The following is a 20110-nucleotide window of genomic DNA, read 5'->3' on the forward strand; positions in this document are numbered from 1 at the left end:
TCACTGGGACCGAGTTTCGAGTGAAAGTTCGACTTCTATATCGCCAGTAGAGCGTCCATAATCCGTTATTTTTGGCCGTTGAGAGATTGTCAACCCGAAACTCACTTTAGCGACCTCCGGCCAATGGCAGCCAATGACACGAAACGGACGGTCGGTGCACTCATGACACGAGAGACGTGGGGCACGCGAATCGGATTCATCCTCGCCGCGGTGGGCAGCGCGGTCGGGTTGGGCAACATCTGGCGCTTCCCGTGGATCACCGCCGAACAGGGCGGCAGCGCCTTCCTCGCGGTGTATCTGCTCGTCGTCCTCGCTATCGGGGTGCCGGGGTTGCTCGGCGAGTTCGTCATCGGGCGGCGGTCGAAGCGGAATCCCGTCGGCGCGCTTCGCTCGCTGTCGGGGTCGAAGAACTGGGGTCGCGTCGGCTTCTTCAGCGTCGTCACGTCCGTCGCGCTGCTCTCGTTCTACAGCGTCGTCGGCGGGTGGATTCTCCGGTACTTCGTCGAGAGCGTCGGCGCGCTCCTCGGCGTCGGCGCGCCGTACTTCTCGAACCCCGGCGACTACTTCGGCGCGGCCGCGTTCGGTCTCGGCGCGCTATTCTTCCACGTGCTGTTTCTCGCGCTCACCGCCGGTATCGTCCTCGCGGGCGTCCGCCGCGGCATCGAAGTCGGGACGACGGTGATGATGCCCGCCGTCTTCGTGCTCCTCGTTGCGCTCGCGGCGTGGGCGTCGACGCGCACGGGCGCGGCGGGCGGCTACGAGTTCTTCCTCCGCTTCGACGTCGCGACCGTTCGGGAGAACTTCTTCGAGGTGCTCGGTCCGGCGGCCGGGCAGGCGCTGTTCACGCTCTCGCTCGGCGCGGGCACGATGGTAACGTACTCGTCGTACCTCGACGAGGACCGCTCGCTCCCCGCGGACGCGACGACGATCGCCGTGCTCAACACGGCCGTCGGCGTCCTCGCCGGTCTCGTCGTCTTCCCGCTCCTGTTCTCGCTGGGCATCGACCCGGCGTCGACGGGGACCGGCGAGGGTGCGCTGTTCGTCGGTCTCGCGGGCGCGTTCTCGCAGTTACCGGGCGGCGTGCTCATCGCGACGGCGTTCTTCGCCGTCGTCACGCTGGCGGCGCTGTCGAGTTCCATCAGCATGCTCGAGATCCCCGTCGCCTTCCTCGTCGACGAGTACGGGATGAAGCGCCGCGACGCCGTCGCCCTGCTGTTGGCGCTCGTCGCGGTCACCGGCGGCGTCTGCGCGCTCCGCCCGAGCGTCTTCGGGTTCGTCGCCGGAACGCTCGTCGACATTCTCCTGACCGTCGGTCTCATCGCGTTCCTCGTCTTCGTCGGGTGGGTGATGGGTCGCGACGCCGTCGAGGAGTTCCGCTCCGGTAGCGGGACGGTCGCACGCGCGCTGTCCGACCCGTGGCGCGTCGCCGCCGGCGTCGTCATTCCCCTGTTCTTGGTGTTCACGCTCCTGACGACGTTCGGCGTCGACACCCGCGTCGGCTTCTGGCCCACCGTCGCCATCGCCGTCGGCGTCGCCGCCGTCACCATCCTCGGCGCGCGCGCCTCTCGACGGCTGCCGAAAGCGAACTGACTCCACCCATCGCCGGGCGGTCGCCTCGATCGAGTCCGTTCCCGGAGGATTTTTCGACGACTGTCGAACCGCGTCTTGCCGTATTGCGGAAGTCCTTTTGCACATCGAACGGACATTCGTGACAATGACCGTTGGTGGTCCGGTATGACGATGGACGACCGTATCGAAGAACTCCGCGAGAAGCGCGCCGAAGCGCGCAAAGGCGGCGGCGAAGACCGCATCAAGTCCCAGCACGAGAAGGGGAAGATGACGGCGCGCGAGCGCATCGACTACTTCCTCGACGACGGGACGTTCCACGAGTTCGACCAGTTCCGCACGCACAGAACCCACAAGTTCGGGATGGAGGAACAGCAGTTGTACGGCGACGGCGTCGTCACGGGGTACGGCGAAGTCGACGGCCGCACGGTCTTCGTCTTCGCACACGACTTCACCGTCTTCGGCGGGTCGCTCGGCGAAGTGTTCGCCGAGAAAGTCTGCAAACTGATGGACCAGGCGATGGAAGTCGGCGCGCCCATCGTCGGGCTCAACGACTCCGCGGGCGCGCGGATTCAGGAGGGCGTCACCTCCCTCGGCGGGTTCGCCGATATCTTCACGCGCAACCAGAAGGCTAGCGGCGTCGTTCCCCAGATTTCGGCCATAATGGGACCGTGCGCGGGCGGCGCGGTGTACTCGCCCGCCATCACCGACTTCGTCTTCATGGTGAAGGAGACGAGCCACATGTTCATCACCGGTCCCGACGTTATCAAGACGGTCACCGGCGAGGAAGTGACGTTCGAGGAACTCGGCGGCGCGGTCACCCACGCCTCCACCTCCGGCGTCTCGCACTTCGCTGTCGACTCCGAGGAGGAGGCACTCGACGAGATAGCGCGCCTGCTCTCGTACCTCCCGCAGAACAACGTCGAGGACCCGCCGCGCGTGGACCCGTGGGATGACCCCGAGCGCGCCGACAAGGAGCTCAACTCCATCGTCCCCGACCAGCCTCGGAAGCCGTACGACATGCACGACGTCGTCGACCACGTCTTCGACGAGCGCTCTTTCTTCGAGGTCCACGAGGAGTACGCGAAGAACATCGTCGTCGGCTTCGCCCGCCTCGACGGCCACGCCGTCGGCGTCGTCGCGAACCAGCCGCGAGTGAACGCCGGGACGCTCGACATCCATGCCTCCGAGAAGGGCGCGCGCTTCGTCCGCTTCTGCGACGCGTTCAACGTCCCCATCGTCACGTTCGTCGACGTACCGGGCTTCCTCCCCGGCACCGACCAGGAGCACAACGGCATCATCCGTCACGGCGCGAAGCTGCTATACGCTTACTCGGAGGCGACCGTCCCGCTCCTGACGGTCATCACGCGCAAAGCCTATGGCGGCGCGTACGACGTGATGGCGTCGAAGCACCTCGGCGCGGACGTGAACTACGCGTGGCCGACGGCAGAAATCGCCGTCATGGGACCGCAGGGCGCGGTCAACATCCTCTACCGCGAGGAACTCGCGGAGGCCGACGACCCCGACGCCCGCCGCGACGAGCTCATCGAGGAGTACCGCGAGGAATTCGCCAACCCCTACACCGCGGCGGACCGTGGCTTCCTCGACGACGTCATCGAACCGCCGGAAACGCGTCCGCGACTCGTCGACGACCTGCACATGCTGAAGTCCAAGCGCGAGCAGACACCGGACAAGAAACACGGAAACCTCCCGATATGAGCCTCGACGCCGACGCGAAAGGTGAGGAGACCGGAGGCGACGACTCCGACAGCGGGACGACCCGCCAGCGTCTCGCCGACAGTTCGGCGGATCTCCTCGTCCCCGCCAACGCCGACGACGCCGAGGCGGCCGCCATCGCCGCCGCCGTCGGCGCGCACCTCCGGGACCAACAGGTGGCCGCGGCGGCCGCCGCCTCGGAGTCCGCAGAGACCTGGGAGGGAGAGCGCTGGCGGTTCGCCGCCCGCGTCGACGCGCTGCAGGGCCGCTCGGTTCGAGTGCCCGACGGTGCGCCGACGGACGCGTGGACCGCCGCGGGGCGGACCGACCGACTCTGAGTCGGGAGCTCCTTTTTCATCCCCTTCGACGAACCGAGTGAAACGACGACGATTTCTCGCATCCGTCGGTGCGACGGCGGCGCTCGGCGGTTGCAGCGCCGTCGGCGGGAACGCGGCGTTACTCGCCGTCTGCTCGACTTACTCGCCGTCCGCTCGGCTCGGGGGCCGATCCACCTCGCCGACGGTAACGTTTCATTCTCGGGCGTCGTAGGCGCAACCGACGGAACGCGAGTATGACCATAACCGTACACGTCGCGGAGAACCCGAACGTCAGACTGACCGACCAGCGGTTCGAGGCGCGACCGCCCGGCGAACTCTCCTTTCGCGTCGAGGGGAACCTCACCCTGACCGGCGCGCTGCTGCGGGCGTTCGAGGGGACGACGCTGGACCCCGTCAGCCTCGGCGTCGCGGTTGACGGGTCCCGCGACTCGGAGACGGTCGATATCGACCTGAGGGACGAGGCGACGTTGCGACTCGAAGGGGTCGACGTCGGCATAGCGACGCCAGACGCCGACGCGATGCCGACGGAGCCCGACGACGTCTCCCCAGATGCGGAACTGGTGGGTGACGTCGCGGCCGAAACGCCGGACGCCGACGCGAGTCCCGCCGCGCTCTCTTTCACGGTCGAAGGCTCGATGACGGCGGTCCCCGACTCCGTGGTGAGGGCGCTCGCCGACGGGCCACCGCGACTGGCGTCGCTCACTTTCGCCGTCGACGACGCCGTCAGAGGCGACGGCGGGGCAGGGGACGACGTCCTCGCCGAACTCGCGTTCCTCGGGTACACCGTAACCGTCCGCCGAGACGGCTCCATCGTCGTCGGCGCGCACGAGAAATCGACGGGGAAGGGCCTCCTCTGAGCATCCGACGACGAGATCCACTGTTCGTTGACACGACCGTGCTATCGGGCCGACAGATTCCCGAGCGCTTTTGCCGGTCGCCGCGGAGTTCTACACAGTATGGCAGACACAGACGCTCCGACCGAAGGGAAGCCGTCACGGACCGACGGCGGTCGGTTGTCGGCGTCGGATTCCTCGCAGCCGTCCGGTTCCTCGGACTCGTCGGACTCGTCGCAGTCGACGCCGGGGAGCGTGACGCTCGGCGAGTTAGTCGGAACGACCGGCGAGAGCCGGACCGGTCCGAGTACCGCGTGGCTCTTCCGCCACGGGATGTACATCGGGGCGATTCTCCTCGTCGGTTTCGTCATCCTGCCCGAACTGCTACTCTCGCTCGGCGCGGGGTGGCCCGTCGGATTCGCGTGGGCGCTCGCGGAGGCGTTCCGCTACGGCGCGGTCATCCTCGCCGGACTGTACGCGGTGAACGTCGCCGTCGCGGATGCGCTCGGCCGGTAAGCCGTCACCGTCGCCAAACGCGCATCCGAATCGGGTCTTTCGGTTGGAGTGTCGCTCCCGGCCGAAACGTCAGCGACCGTTCGCCGACGATATCGAACTCGACGCGACTGACGACCGTCGCGAGGACGAGTTTCAGTTCGAGCATCGCAAAGCGCATCCCGAGGCAGTGGCGCGGCCCGCCGCCGAACGGGAAGTACGCGTAGTCGGGCAGTGCCGACTCCATCTCGTCGGTCCACCGCTCCGGCCGGAACGCCTCCGGGTCGTCGTAGAAGCGCGGGTCGTTGTGGACGCGGAACAGCGGGAGCGTGATATTCGTCCCCGCGGGAACTCGATAGCCGCCGAGTTCGACGGTCTCGGTCGGTTGTCGAAAGAGGATGTAAGCGGGCGGATAGCACCGCATCGACTCGGTGAGCACGCGCTCGGCGTAGTCGAGTTCCAGCGCGTCCGCGGCGGTCGGTCGCCCGTCGACGACGTCGTCGATCTCGGTCCGTAGCTTCCGCAATCGGTCGGGGTGCTGGGCGAGCAGATACAGCGTGTACGTCATCGCCAGCGACGTTGTCTCGTGACCCGCGAAGAGGAACGTCACGAGTTGGTCGCGAACCTCCCGTTCGGACATCGCCGACCCGTCGTCGTACTCGACGCCGAGCAGCAGCGAGAGCAGGTCGTCGCCCGCGTCGTCGGCCGCGCGGTGTTCGGCGACGAGCGTCTCCACGGTCGCCTCGAACTCGGCGGTCGCGCGCCGGAATCGCCGGTTCGTCGGCGTCGGGAGCCACTTCGGGAGAAACGAGGTGAGCGACGAGGCGTCGCTGCGCTCCTGTATCGCCTCGGCTCCGCGTCGAATCGCCCGTTCACGCTCGCGGCTGTCGACGTCGAACAGGCTCTTCGCGAGGATGCGCAGCGCCAGCGTCGACAGCTCGTTGAGGAGGTCGACCGTCTCGCCGTCGCGCCACGACTCGACCGTCTCGGCGGCGTAATCGGCCATCACGTCGGCGTACGCGGCGATGCGTTCGCGGTAGAACATCGGTTGCATGGCGGTGCGCTGGCGTCGCCACGTTTCGCCTTCAGTGAGGAGCACGCCCTCCTCCATCAGTTCGACGCCCGACTGCTGGAGGATGCCGCCCTTCTCGTAGGTCGACGCATCGGTGAGCAGGACGCGTTCGATTTCGTCCGGATGCAGCAGCGTCACGAAGTCGTACCCGGCGATGGAGTAGCCTACCACGTCGCCGTACGCCTGCAGAACGTCGTAGAACCCGAAGGGGTCGCGGACGAATCGGAACGTGTTGCCGACGATTGGGAGTCCCTCCGGTCCCGGCGGGAGCGACTCGGGTGACGACGCGGCGTCTCGGCGCTCTCGCGCGGTACGGTCGGTGTCGTCGTTGAAGCCGTCGCCGAGGCTGTCGCGGTCGTGGCCGTCACCCCCTCGTCCGGCCGGAGGGCCAGATACTGGCGCGTCGGTCATGGTTCTGATTTGACATTGGGCCCCAATGGACTTTCCGCCGACTATAGCCGACTCTTTAAATAGACGAGTCGGGCGTACACCGGACAGCCGCGGTGACCGATGAGTCGCATACGCGACTGTTCGACCGCAGAACCGTCAACTCGATGCGATGTTGTCAACGAGTTTCTCTCTGAGAGTTGACGAGTACGACCTCGGACCGATAGAATGAGGTTCCGCTTGCGAATATGGAAAAGCAAGAAATGTTCAGTAAGGTTCTCGTCGCCAACCGTGGAGAAATCGCGGTGCGCGTGATGCGCGCCTGCAAGGAACTCGGCGTTCGAACCGTCGCAATCTACAGCGACGCGGACAAACACGGCGGTCACGTCCGCTACGCCGACGAAGCGTACAACGTCGGGCCCGCCCGCGCGGCCGACTCCTACCTCGACCAGGAGGCCATCCTCGACGCCGCGCGGAAGGCCGGCGCCGACGCCATCCACCCCGGCTACGGCTTCCTCGCCGAGAACGCCGAGTTCGCCCGCAACGTCGAGGAGAGCGAGTTCACGTGGGTCGGACCGTCGGCTGACGCGATGGAGCGCCTCGGCGAGAAGACGAAGGCGCGCGCGCTGATGCAGGAGGCGGACGTCCCCGTCGTCCCCGGGACGACCGAACCGGTCGACTCGCCCGAGCAGGTGAAGGAGGTGGCCGACGAGTACGGCTACCCGGTCGCCATCAAAGCCGAGGGCGGCGGCGGCGGTCGCGGGCTGAAAGTCGTCAGAAGCGAGGAGGAGGTCGAAGAGCAACTGGAGACCGCCCAGCGCGAGGGCGAGGCGTACTTCGACAACGCCTCCGTCTACGTCGAGAAGTATCTCGAAGCGCCGCGACACATCGAGGTTCAGATTCTCGCCGACCACCACGGCAACGTCCGCCACCTCGGCGAGCGCGACTGCTCGCTGCAGCGCCGCCACCAGAAAGTCATCGAGGAGGCGCCGTCGCCAGCGCTCACCGACGAGCTGCGCGACCGAATCGGCGAGGCCGCCCGGCGCGGCGTCGCCGAAGCCGAATACACCAACGCCGGAACTGTCGAGTTCCTCGTCGAGGACGGCGAGTTCTTCTTCATGGAGGTCAATACCCGGATTCAGGTCGAACACACCGTCTCCGAGGAGATTACCGGCCTCGACATCGTCAAGTGGCAGCTGCGCGTCGCCGCGGGCGAGGAACTCGACTTCGAGCAGGACGACGTCGAAATCGAGGGCCACGCCATCGAGTTCCGCATCAACGCTGAGAAGGCCGCTCAGGAGTTCGCGCCCGCGACGGGCAAGCTGAAAACGTACGACCCCGCCGGCGGCATCGGCGTCCGCATCGACGACGCCGTCCGACAGGGCGACGAGATCGGCGGCGACTACGACTCGATGATCGCGAAACTCATCGTCGCCGCCTCCGACCGTGAGGAGTGTCTCGTTCGCTCCGAGCGCGCGCTCGCAGAGTACGACATCGAGGGACTGGAGACCATCATTCCGTTCCACCGCCTGATGCTCACTGACGAGGCGTTCATCGAAGGCGAACACACGACGAAGTATCTCGACGAGGAACTTGACCGCGAGCGCATCGAGCAGGCCGTCGAGAAGTGGGGTCCCGCCGACGCCGGCGGCGACGACGAGGGCGAAGAGGTCACCGAACGCGAGTTCACCGTAGAAGTCAACGGCAAGCGCTTCGAGGTGAACCTCGAAGAGCGCGGCGCGCCCGCCATCCCCGTCTCGGGCGGCAGCTCCAGCGGTAACGGGGCGCGCCGTCCGCCGACGGCCGAGGACGACGGCGACGACGAAGTCGTCGTCGAGGGCGACGGCGAGACAGTCACCGCCGAGATGCAGGGGACGATTCTCTCCGTCGAAGTCGAGGAGGGCGACGAAGTCGCCGCAGGCGATGTGGTCTGCGTGCTCGAAGCGATGAAGATGGAAAACGACGTGACGACGCAGCGCGGCGGCACGGTGACGCAGGTGGTCGTCTCCGAGGGCGAGAGCGTCGATATGGGCGACGTGCTCGTCGTCATCGAGTAGCGCCGTCGCTGGTTTCTTGTTTCTCTCGCCGAACGTAGAACCTGGATTTTCTCCGTCGGTCAGGTCGTGTTCGTCGTCGACGACGGGTCGTCAGCGTCGGCCAGCCGCGTTCCCCGCCTATCGAACAGTCGCTGCGCCGTCAGCGCCGCCGACTGCATCACCGCCCCGGCGGCCGGGACCGGGTCGTCCCACGCCGAGACGCTGTGTTCGTGCGTCGCAAGCGCGCGTCCGAACGCGCCGAAGGCCCCGAACCGCCGCTGAGAGATCTGCTCGCCCAGCCACTTGACGTCCTCGTAGAACAGCCGTTGCATCTGCTCGCCGGTGCGGTACTCGCCATCGTGTTCGGGCGTCTCGCCGAGCAGTTGCCGGTAGTGGAGCCACGGGAAGTCGACACCGCAGGCGACGGCGAACGGCACCGACCCCCAGTAGCGGCCGTTGACTTCGATGAGGTGGTACTCGCCGTCGTCGGTCCGCATGAACTCGACCATCGCCGGTCCCGTCCACTCCAGCGCCTCAACGACTCGCTCGGCGTAGCGGTGCATCTTCTCGTCGCGCATCGACTCCAACACGGCGGAGTTGCCGCCCGAAGCGGGATAGGTGCGGACGCGTCGCTCCTGGAACTGGGCGAGAACCTCGCCCTCGTCGGCTAACACGACCGCCGCCGTCGTCTCGCCGGGGACGTACTCCTGAACGATGGGCTCGTGGCCTTTGAGGTGACTGTTTCGGCCGACGAGCACCTGATACGTCGAGATGAGCGCCGCTTCCGTCTCGACGTAGTTGACGTCGTCGATGAGGTCTGTGTGAGCCTTTCCGCCGTCGAGCACCGTCTTGCTCCGGTACTTCACGACCGCCGGAAGCGACATCCCGTCGGCGAGGTCGACGACGTCCGCGTAGTCGTCGCGCTGGCGCGTCTCGGGCGTCGGCACGTCGAGGTCGGCGGCGAGTTCGAAGAGAGCTCCCTTGTCGTACGCTTTCTCGAACGTCTCGGGGTCCTCGACGGCCACTTTCGTCCCCGTCTCCGCTAATTCGGCTTTGTGCTGCGAACACACCAGCGAACTCGCGTCCGAGACCGGTATCACGGCGAAGACATCGTTGGCGGACAGATACTCGCGAAGGTGGTCGACGAACCGTCGGTAGTCGGACGCCGGGTCCGGGTAGACGTAGCGGTCGTCCGCGTACCGCGATACCATCCCGAGACCCATCCGACTCGTTCCGCCGACCGTCACTGGTACGCCGCGCCGTCCGAGCGACCGAACGACGCGTAACGCGGCCGGTCCGTCGCCGTCCAACACCAGTACTCGTGGAGGGTCCGTTCCCGCCTCCGTGGTGGTCAGTTGCGACTCGGAATGAACCTGATTGGGCATGTGGGGTAGAACGTCGCCAACGGTGAAAAAGGCAGTATGAAAATCCATTGACAAACTAATAAGAGTACCGGCCGATTCGGGTAGAAGTAGCCAACCGTACGTTGATTTGATAATGGCTAATGAATGACATCTTTCGCCCGTGACGCTCGGTTCGACCGGGACGCCGCCTCACCGGCGCGGAGGTTTTCGTCGCGTATCGTTCCGCTGATATCCGTTCCAACAGCGAATATTGCTCCATCGCCGACCGTCGCGTTCATTGCGGCCGCCCGCGGAGTCGTCGCCATGAGCGACACGCGGCGGGCGGTTCTGGATGCGTTGACCGACAGTGTGGTTTCCGGTCCGGCACTCGCCGAGGAACTCGGCGTCTCGCGGGCGGCGGTCTGGAAGCAGATAGAGGCGCTCAGAAACGAGGGGTTCGTCGTCGAGAGCACCGACGACGGGTACGAGGTGACGAGAGTTCCGGAGTACGGCGGGTCGGCCGTCGAGTTCGGTCTCGACGCGCCGGTGTGCATCGAGTACCACGACCGACTCGGCAGCACGAACGACCGCGCCCGCGAACTGGCCGCCGAGGGGACGGCCGACGTGGCAGTTCTCGCGGACGAACAGACCGGCGGGAGGGGTCGGCTCAGCCGCGAGTGGACCGCACCCAGCGGCGGCGTCTGGCTCAGCCTCGTGCTCCGACCGTCGCGTCCGCCCGCGCACGTCCCGCTTTTCACCCTCGCCGCCGCCGTCGCCACGACGCGCGCGGCCCGAGAGGCGGGCGTTCCGGCCGAAATCAAGTGGCCGAACGACGTGCTGGTCCGCAGTGCGGACGAGGACGGCGCCGACAACAACGAGGAAGATGAGGGCGACGGCGGCGCCGACAACGACGACGTGCCGGCCCGCGGCGGGCGGAAACTCGCGGGTATCCTCACCGAGATAGAGGGCGAAGCCGACCGGGTCTCGTGGTTAGTCGTCGGAGTCGGCGTCAACGCGAACGTCGACGCCGCGTCGCTTCCGGCGGGAGCGACGAGCATCCGCGGAGAGGCGGACGACGTGGAGCGACGGCTGTTCGTCCAGCGACTCGTCGAGGAGTTCTACGCCCTCCGCGACGACCCCGACGCCGTGCTTCCGGCGTGGCGTGAGTACAGCGCGACGCTCGGTCGACGCGTTCGCGTCGAGACCCCCGGCGGCGTCGTCGAAGGCGAAGCCGTCGACGTCGTTCACCCGGGCGCGCTCGTCGTCGACACCGACGACGGCGAGGTGACGGTCCACGCCGGCGACTGCGAACACCTGCGTCCGGCGTAGTCCGGCGCGTCCGAGCGCTCCCGACACGTACTTGGCCGTCGTCGACGCCGACGCTCCGGACGCTCAGGCGGGTTGTCCGGGCGCTTCGTCGGCGACGTGGACGGTCAACACTGGCACGTTCGAACCACGGACGACTTTCTCGGCGACGCTTCCCAGAAGCAGCCGGTCGATTCCGCCGCGGCCGTGCGTGCCCATCACGATGAGGTCGCAACCCTCGCGCTCGGCGTAGTTGACGATCTCTCGACTCGGCGAGCCTTCGACGACGGCGCCCTCGACCGGGACGTCGCGCTTGGCGGCGATTCGGCGAACTTCCTCGACGGCCGCCTTGGCGTCGGCGCGGAGCATCTCGTCGATCCCGTCCCAGGACGACTCCATCGGCAGGCCCGCGTAACTCGCCGTGTTGACGACGTAGATGGCGTGAATCGTCGCGCCGTGCGCGTCTGCGAGGTCGACGGCGTGTCCGATAGCCCGCTCGACGCCCTCGGAGCCGTCGGTCGGAACGAGAATCCGTTCGTACATCCCCATGCGATATCGTACCAAGCTACTGTTGGAGGGTTAATAACTGTTCGCGCGGCGAGGGTCGGCCGCCGAGCGGTCGTTCGCTCAGAGGACGACGCGTTCGACGTCCGAGACGCCCGCACGACGGACGACGGCGCGGACTGGGTCTCGGACCCCCGCGAGGTTGTCGGAGTCGCCGTCGAGAACCAGCAGTTTCGCGTCGCGACCCTCCTCGACGAGTCCGCAGTTCAATCCGGCGATCTCCGCCCCGTTGACCGTCGCCATGCGGAGCACTTCGACGGCGGAGACGTCGGCCAACTTGGCAGCGAACTCCATCTCGCGGAACATCGACGGACTGTTGAGCATCACGTTGTCGGTGCCGAGCGCCACCGTCGTCCGGTCGACCAGTTCGCGGATTGGCGGCACGCCGACGTTCGTGACGAGGTTCGAACGCGGGCAGACGACGATGGGGACCTCACGGTCGGCGATGCGTTCGAGGTGCAGCGGTTCCGGGTGGACCATGTGGACGACAAAGTCCGGTTCCAGGTCGAGCGCCGGGTTGATGTCGTCGGGGTCGCGCTCGCCTGCGTGGATGCCGAACAGCTTTCCGGCCTCTCGGGTCGCAGTGCGGACGCTGCCGAACTCTCCGTCGCGCGCGCCGCTGGCGCCGAACCCGTCCGATATCTCCATCGCGTCGGCCGTCTCGCGGCCGAGGATGACCGGGCGGAGGTCGACGCCGGCGGCGGCGGCGCGAATCGCGTCGACGCCCTCGCGGCCACCCTCGCGGAACTCGATACAGACAGCGGTGCCGCTCGACTGCATGTACTGCAACGACCGTCGCATCGCGGTGATTTTCTCGGACTGACTCGCTGCCCGGAGCAGGCGGTGTTTGAGACCGTCCGGCGGCGCGACGAGTTCGTCGAGGCTCAGACCGCGGCCGGCCTCCTTCGCTATCGAGTCGCCGATGTGGGTGTGCGCGTTGACGAACGCGGGGACGATTATCGACGTGGAGTCCGTCGACGCCTCCTCGACCGTTCGTATCGTGCCGTCTTCGACGACGACCCGCCCTTCTATCGGCTCGAACTCTTGGCCGATGAGAACGGTTCCCTCAAGTTCCATCGTCTGGGGCGAGACGGTGCCACGGCTTGAAACCCTCGTTCCGCTGTCGCCTCGGTGCAGACGACGCGAGCCGGCGCAGACCGTCGCCTCAGTCGAACTGGTCGAGCGTCGTCGGCTGTCCGGCACGAACGTCGTTAACGAGCGCACCATCGATGTCGAGACCGAGTTCGTCGGCGGCGGCGCGTCCGACCGAGTCGGCGACGGCTGCGGGAGCGTAGACGCCGAGTCGCCACTGGTTCTGTTGGGCGGTTCGGAGCGCGTTGACGAGCGGCGACTGTCGGCCGAGTCGCCGGATGTCGCCGTTGACGACGACCCGGGTCGTCGACTCCGTCATCGACGGTTTTTCGGGCACGTCGACGATGACGTGGTCGGGGTCGACGCCCACCGTCTCGGCGACGCTCGCCTCGACGTCTCGAATCTCGTCGTGGGGCGCTTCCAGAACGGACTCCGGAACGTCGGAGAGTTCGGCCCAAACGCCGCGTTTGTAGAGGTTTCGGGCGTCGAGTCGGCGGGCGAACTCGGCGGTCTCGTCGATGTTTCGGAGCGCGACGAGCAGGTCATGGTCGTCCATCCGGCGGAGTCGCTCGGCAGTGCAGTCGGTGTCGGTGAGCAGATGCTCGGCCGCCCGGCGCAGCATCGCCTTCGAGATGCGCGCGACCGGGTGCTGGTAGACGGTCGGGTTCATCAGCGCGCGGGCGACGAGCAGGCTCTCGGCGGTCTGGACGTTCCCCTCCGCGAGCACCAACTCGCCGTCGACGAACGTCAGTTCGCGGACGAGGCGCTCGTGGTCGATGGTGCCGTAGGGGACGCCGGTGTGGTGGGCGTCGCGGACGAGGTAGTCCATCCGGTCGACGTCTAGCTCCCCCGAGACGAGTTGGCCGTACATGCCTTCGCCGCGGACGAGTCCGGCGACCCGCGCGGGGTCGAGGTCGTGGTTCCGCAGCACGTCGCCGACGGCGCCCTCGGCGAGCAGTTCGTCGACGTCGTCGTGGTACTTGCCGGTGTGACGGTAGGTGAGCGACTCGACGTTGTGGCTGAACGGACCGTGACCGACGTCGTGCAGTAGCCCGGCGGCGCGGACGCGCTCAGCGTTGGTCCCTTCGACGCCGAGGTGGTCGAGCGCGCGGGAGGCGAGGTGGTAGACGCCGAGGCTGTGCTCGAAGCGCGTGTGGTTCGCGGAGGGGTAGACGTACTGCACCGTCCCGAGTTGCTTGATGTGCCGGAGGCGCTGAACCTCCGGCGTGTCTAACAGCGCCGCGGCGACGCCTCCGACCTCGATGTGGTCGTGGACGCTGTCTTTGATAGTAATCATTGGTAGGCGCTTCGGCGTCACCGAATAAAAACCGTTGGAGGCGTGGACTGTCGTTCTCGTCGCTTTTTCTGAGCTGAGGGGCCAGAACGTCTCAGTTGTCGACGCCGAGCACGCTTGTGGCCGCATCGCCGAAGTTGTTGACGAGTTCGGAGGCCTCCTCCAGTCGCCGAACCGTGTCGACGACGACGCACGTCTCGGGCTTTTTGAGCGCCGGTCGGCGCGACACATCGACGATGACGGTCTCCGGGTCGACGCCCGCGGCGTCGCTCGCGACATGGAACTCTGGTGCGGCACCGCGCTCGCGCGTCGCCGTGAAGGTCAGATACAAATCGTCCCGCGGCCAACCTCCGGCATATGATCACTTTTCTCGCCGGGGGGACGGGCACCCCGAAGCTGCTCGACGGTCTCGGGGAGTCGAAGTTCGAGCCGAGGGAGACGACCGTCGTTGGCAACACCGGCGACGACGTGGAACTCGGCGGGCTGCTCGTCTGTCCGGACCTCGACACGGTGCTGTTCGACGGCGGCGGCGTCCTCGACCGGGAGCGCTGGTGGGGTATCGACGGCGACACCACAGAGACCCACGAGGAACTCCACCGCCTCGCCGACGCCGCCGGACTCGACGGCGGCCCGCGGTACCTCTCCGACGACGCGCAGACCGCCGGGCGAGAAATCGCGCGCTGGCGACGCTTCTCGGGCGTCGCGGAGTTCATGGAACTCGGCGACAGGGACCGCGCAGTCCACGTGACGCGGACGAGTCTCCTCGACGAAGGCCGAACGCTCACCGAGGTCACCCGAGTTTTGGCCGACGCATTCGGCCTCGAGGTGACGCTCGTGCCCATGTCGAACGACCCCGTCGCCTCCGTCGTCCACACCGACGAGGGGCCGATGCACTTTCAGGAGTACTGGGTCGCTCGTCGCGCCAAACCCTCGGTTCGCGACGTGGAGTTCCGCGGGGCCGACGACGCTCGGCCGACCGACGCGGTGCTCGCGGCGCTCGCCGCGCCGGTCGTCGTCGGTCCCTCGAACCCGGTGACGAGCATCGGGCCGATGCTCGCGGTTCCCGGCGTCCGCGAGGCGCTCGACTCGACGCCGGTCGTCGCCGTCTCGCCGTTCGTCGAGGATCGGGTGTTCTCCGGTCCCGCGGCGGAACTGATGCGCGGCGTCGGCTACGAAGCCAGCACCGCGGGCGTCACGGAGGCGTACCCCTTCGCCGACGCGTTCGTCCTCGACGACGAGGACGGAACCGAACTCGACCGACCAGTCGTGCGCACCGACACGAAACTCGACGGTCCCGACGACGCCGCGCGCGTGATGGGTGCCGTTGAGGACGCGCTGGAGGCCGTCTCGTGAGCGCTCCCGGTCAGGACGCCGAGCTACCCTCGCCGCGCTTCGCCGCCGCGAGCCTCAGCGGCGAGTCCGACTCGGAGTGGGCGAGAGCGGCCGCCCCACACGTCGACGCGGCGTTTCTCGGCGGTATCGCGCTGGACGAACCCTCGCGAGAGGCGGCGCGCGAACTCGTCGCCCGCGGACGCTCGGAGTTCCTCCCCGAGGACCCGCTCTCGTTCGTCGAAGCCGAGTTGCAAGCATTGGCCGACACGCCGATTCGCGTCGGGGTCAACGTCCGCAGTACGACGGTCTCACCGATTCGGGCGGCGGCGACGGTCTGCGCCGACCGGGGGGCAATTCTCGAGGTGAACGCGCACTGTCGACAGGACGAACTCCGCGCGGTGGGATGCGGCGAGGCGCTGTTGGCCGACACTGACCTCCTCTGCCGGTACGTCGCCGCCGCCGCCGAGACCGGTGCGACAGTGAGCGTGAAGGTCAGGACCGAAGTCCCGGAGGTCGACCTCCCGGAGACGGCGCGACGCGTCGCCGACGCGGGCGCGACGGTGCTCCACGTCGACGCGATGGACTCCGAACCCGTCGTCGGCGACGTGGCCTCGGCGGCCGGCGACGACCTCTTTCTCGTCGCCAACAACGGCGTCCGCGACGCCGCCACGGTTCGCGAGTACCTCGACTACGGGGCCGACGCGGTGAGCGTCGGCCGTCCGAGCGACGACCCCGAGGTGCTCCATCGCGTCCGTACCGCCGTCGACGAGTGGTTCGGGGCGAACGAGTCGGGCCGACCAGAGGAGTCAGAGGAGTCGGAGGTGTCGGCGTGACGCCCGCCGAGAACGCGGAACTCGCGCTCCTGCTGGAGGTCGCGAGCACGCCGAAACCGGGGAACGTCGACCGAAAGCGCGACCTAGACGACCTACGGTTCGAGCAGTTTCTCGCCGGGGCCGTCGGGTCGGCGAAAGGGCTTCGGATGGCTGCCGACGGCGCGCCCGTGGGCGAGGCGTTCGAGCGCGCGGTCGAGGGAATGAGCCGGCAGGAGGGTGGCAACACGCAGTTCGGCTGTCTGCTACTGCTCGTGCCGCTAGTGAACGCGGCCGCCGAGAGCGACGAGACGCTCACCCCGGAGGACGCGACGAGCGTCGTCGAAGCGACTACCGTCGCCGACGCCGTCGACTTCTATCGCGCCTTCGAGCACGTCGACGTCGCCGTCGACGACCCGCCGGCGGACGCGCCCGAACTAGACGTTCGCCGCGGGAGCGACGCGGTTCCGGCGCTCGAACGCCGCCAGATGACGCTGTACGACGTGATGGAGATGAGCACCGAGCGCGACGGTAACGCTCGCGAGTGGACCGGCGGATTCCGCCGGACGTTCGCCGCCGCCGATGCGATCTGCGACGACGACGGTCCCGTCCCGGACCGCGCGGCGCGGGCGTTTCTCGACCTGCTCGCCGAGGAACCGGACACGCTCGTCGCGACCCAGCACGGCGAGGAAGTCGCCGCCGCGGTTTCGGAGTGGGCCGACGACGCCCGCGGCGACGAAGCGGCGACGGACCAACTCGCCGAAGCGCTCGTCGCCGAAGGCGTCAACCCGGGGACGACGGCGGATATCACCGCCGCGGCGCTGTTCGTCGCGCTCGAACGGGGGGTACGCATGTGAGCGGGGGCGGTGGCGGCGGAATGCGGCCGAGCGCAGAGTGGCCCGCCGAACTCCGTGGCATCACCGAGTCCGTCGTGACGACACTCGGGCCGAACGGCCTGTGGAACGTCGCGGCGCTCGGGATTCGAGCGCCCGAGGGCGCCGGGGCCGACGCCGACGGGGACGCGCCCGCGACGGCGACGACGTGGGGCAACACCCGGACGCGCCGGAACTTCCACCGGCGCGGCGAGGGCGTGGTCCAGTTCGTCACCGATTCGCGGACGTTCGTCGACGCCGCTGTGACGGTACGCGAGGAGTCCGAGCCGGTGCTCGACGACGCCGACGCGTGGGTGCGCGTCGAAGTCGAGCGCGTCGACGCCGAGGAGCGGGACGGGACGCGAATCGAGCGGTGGGAGCTTCGACCCGTGGAGTCGGAGGTGGTCCGGACGGACGTCCGAACGATCAACCGCGGATTCTACGCCGTCGTCGACGCGTCGGTCGCGGCGTCGCGGTTGGACGTGCCGGCCTACGACACCGATGCGCTACTGGCGCGACTCGAATACTTCGAGGAGACCGTCGAGAAGTGCGGCGGCGACGCCGAACGGGAGGCGTTCGAGCGACTGAGCGCCGAGACGGGGTGGCGCGAACGGCGCAGCGGGCGCTAACCGCGGCAAAGTCGCACCGCGTGGTACGCACACTCACACGGGAGGCGCGGAACGAATCGTTTTAGTGTCCTACACCGGAAGATTTCCGTATGGCTATCAAACCCAAGTACGTGAAGCAGATGGGTAGTCTGCTGCTGGAGAAGTATCCGCAGGCGTTCAACACCGACTTCGAGACGAACAAAGAGAACGTCGAGAAACTGACCAACGTCGAGTCGAAAGGCGTCCGCAACCGCATCGCGGGGTACGTCACGCGCAAGAAGCAGTCGCAGGCGGCCGCCGCGTAACCGTTCGTTCTGCAAGATTCTGATTCGGGACGAGAGACGACGAGCGACGGCGTCCGAGTCGGGGCGCGAGTCGCTGGACTGGACGGCCGCTCAGAGCGTGTACTCGGATTCCTTTAGTTGGACGTAGCGACCGTCGCGGAACTTGAACTTCCGTTTCTTGTACGCGCCCGCGAGGCGGGCAGCGCTGACGCCCGCGCGTGCGCCGGCTTCGAGAATCCGGATGCCGTCCTCGGCGTCCATGAGTTTTTTCGCAGTCTCGAACGCCCAGTCCCAGTCGTCAGGGCCGTAGTCGTGAACCAGATCGGCCATTGAGACGTTACGGAGGATCTCGTCGTTTATCGCCTCCTTCCAACGGTCGTTGTACGCCGAGAGGTCGCCGGCGGCCGCGAGTTCGCCCGCAATAGCGCCCGTGCGGACAGCGACGTGGTCGCCGCCCTCGTGGAACGCGGAGGTCGCACCCATCGCGCCACCGACGACGGCGACGTCCGCGCCGACCGGTGAGTCGATGGGGCGCGTAGAGGAGATAGCGTACGTCTCCGTGCCGCCGCGTTTGCCGCGGTCCTCGACCAGCGGGAAGTCGTCGAGGTCGTACTCGTCGCCGTAGACGTGGTCGAGCAGGCGTCGGATGTACTCCTTGCCCTGCGGGATGCGCTCGTCCTCCGGGCGGAGGAGCGCGTACTTCTCTCTGTCCTCAATGTCGTCGATGTCCATCCCGATGGGCATCGTCAGGCCGACGCGGCAGACGTTGTCGTCGTTCGGGAACACCCACGGATAGGCGGTGTGGCCGGGCATGTAGCCCCACCAGAACGTGATGGCCGACTTCTGCTCTTCGAACAGTTCCTCGGGGAAGCGGCGGTACTCCTGGTAGGCAATGTGGTTCGAGCGCCGCGAGGAGAGCCGCTCGGAGGCTTTCTCGTTCTCAGGGAGGAACCGGTCGAGCACGCGGTTCGTCACGGTTCGCTGCGGGCCGTCGGCCAGAATCAGGAAGTTGGCGGCGACGTCCTCGCCGCTTTTCGTCCTGACCAGATGCCGCGGCTCGTCGCCCGAGGCGGCGAGGTTGGTCTCGACGTCCTGCACCGAGACTTTGACGCGGTACTCCGCGCCCGCGTCCTCGGCGCGCTGGCGCATCCAGTCGTCGAAGCGGGCGCGGTGGAAGGTGTAGCCGAACTTGTCGTACGACGATTCGATACCCGTCGCGCGGAGCGTCATCGACTCGTTCGGGCCGACGAACTCCGCGCGGTCGAGCGTCTGAAGGACGATTCCGTCGGGCATCTCGTCGGGGTGGATTCCCATGATGTCCACCCAGTAGTCGAGGATGCCCGCGGCGTCCGTCGAGTCCGGGCCGAGTCCGTCTCGGTCCGCCCGCGGAACGCCTCTCTCCATCACGACGGCGGTCGCTCCGGCCGACGCGGCGGCGTGCGCCGCTGACGTTCCGCCTGGGCCGCCGCCGACGATGGCCACGTCTACGCGCTGCATACCTCGTAACCGGCAGTACACCGCCATTAAAGGTCCGGAACATCTTTCGGAGCGGACAAACCGTCGCGCGAACGGTAACTATCGGAACGACCGGTGCGGCGCTCGCCCGAACCGTTCGACGCAGCTACGCCTCTGTGGCCGGTTCTCCCGGCGTCTCCGCGCAGTCCGCTTCGGCCGCGGAGTACCAGATGCCGAGCGTTCCGTCGAAGTCGACGCTCACTTTCAGCTGATAGCACGGCGCACCCCCGAGGTCCGAGAGGTCTAGCGTTTTCCACGACTCCTCGTGGTCGAGGCGTGCGTGGACGACGTAGCGGGCGGCGTCGCCCTCCCACGTCGGCGAGACGGTCGCGCTGTCGGCGCGGTTGTCGACCATCGCGTCGAGGTCGTGCGACGACCAGTGGACCATCTCGCCGTCTTTCCGGACGACGACACTGACGGTGTGCGCCTCGCCGTGCGTGTTCTGTATCTGCACGCCGCTAAGCCGCGTCGGTTCGGCCGCGCCGCTCTCCGCGCCTCCGTCTTCGCCGAGCACGCCGACGCAGCCGCCGGAGAGCGCTGCGAAGCCGACCGCGCAGGCTCCCAGCGCCCGACGGCGAGTCGTTTTCGTGCGGTCGGTCGGTGACATACTCGTTCGCGAGACAGTCTCCGCGTAAATACGTTCCGTCAGACG

General features: G+C 67.5%; 20 protein-coding genes. 12 read left to right on the top strand and 8 right to left on the bottom strand.

Annotated features, from left to right (window positions below):
* Nucleotides 1-162 precede the first annotated feature (162 nt).
* From LAQ58_RS03505 to LAQ58_RS03525, 5 genes are all read left to right on the top strand, one after another.
* A complete protein-coding gene (locus LAQ58_RS03505; RefSeq protein WP_224449243.1) occupies nucleotides 163-1590 on the top strand; it encodes a sodium-dependent transporter in 1428 nt (475 codons plus the stop codon).
* Between the two features lie 150 nt (nucleotides 1591-1740).
* Entirely contained in the window at nucleotides 1741-3285 is a 1545-nt protein-coding gene (locus LAQ58_RS03510) for an acyl-CoA carboxylase subunit beta (protein WP_224450209.1), read from the top strand.
* Complete coding sequence (locus tag LAQ58_RS03515) at nucleotides 3282-3620, top strand: DUF8022 family protein (protein WP_224449244.1); 339 nt, start codon at nucleotides 3282-3284, stop codon at nucleotides 3618-3620. Before LAQ58_RS03510 ends, LAQ58_RS03515 begins: the two co-directional genes overlap by 4 nt.
* Nucleotides 3621-3853: 233 nt before the next feature.
* Nucleotides 3854-4477: a hypothetical protein gene (locus tag LAQ58_RS03520; protein WP_224449245.1), complete on the top strand. Its 624-nt coding sequence runs from the start codon at nucleotides 3854-3856 to the stop codon at nucleotides 4475-4477.
* A 99-nt stretch (nucleotides 4478-4576) separates the two neighbouring features.
* Nucleotides 4577-4969, top strand: a complete 393-nt coding sequence (locus LAQ58_RS03525; RefSeq protein ID WP_224449246.1) for a hypothetical protein — start codon at nucleotides 4577-4579, stop codon at nucleotides 4967-4969.
* 4 nt (nucleotides 4970-4973) lie between these two features.
* Here the strand turns inward: LAQ58_RS03525 and LAQ58_RS03530 are convergent, their stop codons facing one another.
* Nucleotides 4974-6428 (bottom strand): cytochrome P450, encoded by a 1455-nt coding sequence (locus LAQ58_RS03530; RefSeq protein ID WP_224449247.1) that lies wholly within the window; start codon nucleotides 6426-6428, stop codon nucleotides 4974-4976.
* A 239-nt stretch (nucleotides 6429-6667) separates the two neighbouring features.
* On the opposite strand from LAQ58_RS03530, the gene pccA reads away from it, so the two are divergent.
* A complete protein-coding gene (gene pccA / locus LAQ58_RS03535) occupies nucleotides 6668-8461 on the top strand; it encodes a propionyl-CoA carboxylase biotin carboxylase/biotin-carboxyl carrier subunit (protein WP_224450210.1) in 1794 nt (597 codons plus the stop codon).
* Nucleotides 8462-8520: 59 nt separating this feature from the next.
* On the opposite strand, the gene LAQ58_RS03540 is transcribed toward pccA, so the two are convergent.
* On the bottom strand, nucleotides 8521-9825 hold the full coding sequence (locus LAQ58_RS03540; protein ID WP_224449248.1) for a carboxylate--amine ligase: 1305 nt from the start codon (nucleotides 9823-9825) through the stop codon (nucleotides 8521-8523).
* Nucleotides 9826-10107: 282 nt separating this feature from the next.
* Here LAQ58_RS03540 and LAQ58_RS03545 point away from each other — a divergent pair, with 282 nt between their 5' ends.
* Nucleotides 10108-11112 carry a biotin--[acetyl-CoA-carboxylase] ligase gene (locus tag LAQ58_RS03545; RefSeq protein ID WP_224449249.1) on the top strand — a complete coding sequence of 335 codons (1005 nt, stop codon included), beginning with the start codon at nucleotides 10108-10110 and terminating at the stop codon, nucleotides 11110-11112.
* A 63-nt stretch (nucleotides 11113-11175) separates the two neighbouring features.
* Here the strand turns inward: LAQ58_RS03545 and LAQ58_RS03550 are convergent, their stop codons facing one another.
* From LAQ58_RS03550 to LAQ58_RS03565, 4 genes are all read right to left on the bottom strand, one after another.
* Nucleotides 11176-11637, bottom strand: coding sequence for a universal stress protein (locus LAQ58_RS03550; RefSeq protein ID WP_224449250.1), 462 nt, complete (start codon nucleotides 11635-11637; stop codon nucleotides 11176-11178).
* A gap of 78 nt (nucleotides 11638-11715) precedes the next feature.
* Nucleotides 11716-12729 (bottom strand): amidohydrolase family protein, encoded by a 1014-nt coding sequence (locus LAQ58_RS03555; protein ID WP_224449251.1) that lies wholly within the window; start codon nucleotides 12727-12729, stop codon nucleotides 11716-11718.
* Nucleotides 12730-12817: 88 nt separating this feature from the next.
* Nucleotides 12818-14041 carry an HD domain-containing protein gene (locus tag LAQ58_RS03560; protein ID WP_224449252.1) on the bottom strand — a complete coding sequence of 408 codons (1224 nt, stop codon included), beginning with the start codon at nucleotides 14039-14041 and terminating at the stop codon, nucleotides 12818-12820.
* 91 nt (nucleotides 14042-14132) lie between these two features.
* Nucleotides 14133-14369: a hypothetical protein gene (locus tag LAQ58_RS03565; protein WP_224449253.1), complete on the bottom strand. Its 237-nt coding sequence runs from the start codon at nucleotides 14367-14369 to the stop codon at nucleotides 14133-14135.
* A 26-nt stretch (nucleotides 14370-14395) separates the two neighbouring features.
* On the opposite strand from LAQ58_RS03565, the gene cofD reads away from it, so the two are divergent.
* The 5 genes from cofD to LAQ58_RS03590 all read left to right on the top strand — a co-directional run bounded on the left by cofD (nucleotide 14396) and on the right by LAQ58_RS03590 (nucleotide 17964).
* Complete coding sequence (cofD, locus tag LAQ58_RS03570) at nucleotides 14396-15391, top strand: 2-phospho-L-lactate transferase (protein WP_224449254.1); 996 nt, start codon at nucleotides 14396-14398, stop codon at nucleotides 15389-15391.
* Nucleotides 15388-16203, top strand: coding sequence for a tRNA-dihydrouridine synthase (locus LAQ58_RS03575; protein WP_224449255.1), 816 nt, complete (start codon nucleotides 15388-15390; stop codon nucleotides 16201-16203). Before cofD ends, LAQ58_RS03575 begins: the two co-directional genes overlap by 4 nt.
* A complete protein-coding gene (locus LAQ58_RS03580; RefSeq protein WP_224449256.1) occupies nucleotides 16200-17036 on the top strand; it encodes a triphosphoribosyl-dephospho-CoA synthase in 837 nt (278 codons plus the stop codon). The genes LAQ58_RS03575 and LAQ58_RS03580 overlap by 4 nt, the downstream gene beginning before the upstream one ends.
* A 20-nt stretch (nucleotides 17037-17056) precedes the next feature.
* Nucleotides 17057-17680: a DUF447 domain-containing protein gene (locus LAQ58_RS03585; protein WP_224450211.1), complete on the top strand. Its 624-nt coding sequence runs from the start codon at nucleotides 17057-17059 to the stop codon at nucleotides 17678-17680.
* 89 nt (nucleotides 17681-17769) lie between these two features.
* Nucleotides 17770-17964, top strand: coding sequence for a 30S ribosomal protein S17e (locus LAQ58_RS03590; RefSeq protein WP_224449257.1), 195 nt, complete (start codon nucleotides 17770-17772; stop codon nucleotides 17962-17964).
* Nucleotides 17965-18054: 90 nt separating this feature from the next.
* Here LAQ58_RS03590 and LAQ58_RS03595 read toward each other — a convergent pair whose 3' ends face one another.
* Together LAQ58_RS03595 and LAQ58_RS03600 are read right to left on the bottom strand one after the other, a co-directional pair.
* Nucleotides 18055-19440: an NAD(P)/FAD-dependent oxidoreductase gene (locus tag LAQ58_RS03595; RefSeq protein ID WP_224449258.1), complete on the bottom strand. Its 1386-nt coding sequence runs from the start codon at nucleotides 19438-19440 to the stop codon at nucleotides 18055-18057.
* A 124-nt stretch (nucleotides 19441-19564) separates the two neighbouring features.
* Nucleotides 19565-20065 carry a hypothetical protein gene (locus LAQ58_RS03600; RefSeq protein WP_224449259.1) on the bottom strand — a complete coding sequence of 167 codons (501 nt, stop codon included), beginning with the start codon at nucleotides 20063-20065 and terminating at the stop codon, nucleotides 19565-19567.
* Between the last annotated feature and the right edge of the window lie 45 nt (nucleotides 20066-20110).

Source organism: Haloprofundus salilacus (assembly GCF_020150815.1).
Lineage (GTDB): Archaea > Halobacteriota > Halobacteria > Halobacteriales > Haloferacaceae > Haloprofundus > Haloprofundus salilacus.

Excerpts from the sequence above, each read along its gene's own strand:
- LAQ58_RS03550 (WP_224449250.1), bottom strand. The coding sequence starts at position 11,637 with ATGGGGATGTACGAACGGATTCTCGTTCCGACCGACGGCTCCGAGGGC.
- LAQ58_RS03560 (WP_224449252.1), bottom strand. The coding sequence starts at position 14,041 with ATGATTACTATCAAAGACAGCGTCCACGACCACATCGAGGTCGGAGGC.
- pccA (WP_224450210.1), top strand. The coding sequence starts at position 6,668 with ATGTTCAGTAAGGTTCTCGTCGCCAACCGTGGAGAAATCGCGGTGCGC.
- LAQ58_RS03595 (WP_224449258.1), bottom strand. The coding sequence starts at position 19,440 with ATGCAGCGCGTAGACGTGGCCATCGTCGGCGGCGGCCCAGGCGGAACG.
- LAQ58_RS03545 (WP_224449249.1), top strand. The coding sequence starts at position 10,108 with ATGAGCGACACGCGGCGGGCGGTTCTGGATGCGTTGACCGACAGTGTG.
- LAQ58_RS03505 (WP_224449243.1), top strand. The coding sequence starts at position 163 with ATGACACGAGAGACGTGGGGCACGCGAATCGGATTCATCCTCGCCGCG.
- LAQ58_RS03585 (WP_224450211.1), top strand. The coding sequence starts at position 17,057 with ATGCGGCCGAGCGCAGAGTGGCCCGCCGAACTCCGTGGCATCACCGAG.
- LAQ58_RS03510 (WP_224450209.1), top strand. The coding sequence starts at position 1,741 with ATGGACGACCGTATCGAAGAACTCCGCGAGAAGCGCGCCGAAGCGCGC.
- LAQ58_RS03520 (WP_224449245.1), top strand. The coding sequence starts at position 3,854 with ATGACCATAACCGTACACGTCGCGGAGAACCCGAACGTCAGACTGACC.
- LAQ58_RS03540 (WP_224449248.1), bottom strand. The coding sequence starts at position 9,825 with ATGCCCAATCAGGTTCATTCCGAGTCGCAACTGACCACCACGGAGGCG.
- LAQ58_RS03530 (WP_224449247.1), bottom strand. The coding sequence starts at position 6,428 with ATGACCGACGCGCCAGTATCTGGCCCTCCGGCCGGACGAGGGGGTGAC.
- LAQ58_RS03515 (WP_224449244.1), top strand. The coding sequence starts at position 3,282 with ATGAGCCTCGACGCCGACGCGAAAGGTGAGGAGACCGGAGGCGACGAC.
- LAQ58_RS03525 (WP_224449246.1), top strand. The coding sequence starts at position 4,577 with ATGGCAGACACAGACGCTCCGACCGAAGGGAAGCCGTCACGGACCGAC.
- LAQ58_RS03555 (WP_224449251.1), bottom strand. The coding sequence starts at position 12,729 with ATGGAACTTGAGGGAACCGTTCTCATCGGCCAAGAGTTCGAGCCGATA.
- LAQ58_RS03600 (WP_224449259.1), bottom strand. The coding sequence starts at position 20,065 with ATGTCACCGACCGACCGCACGAAAACGACTCGCCGTCGGGCGCTGGGA.
- LAQ58_RS03590 (WP_224449257.1), top strand. The coding sequence starts at position 17,770 with ATGGCTATCAAACCCAAGTACGTGAAGCAGATGGGTAGTCTGCTGCTG.
- cofD (WP_224449254.1), top strand. The coding sequence starts at position 14,396 with ATGATCACTTTTCTCGCCGGGGGGACGGGCACCCCGAAGCTGCTCGAC.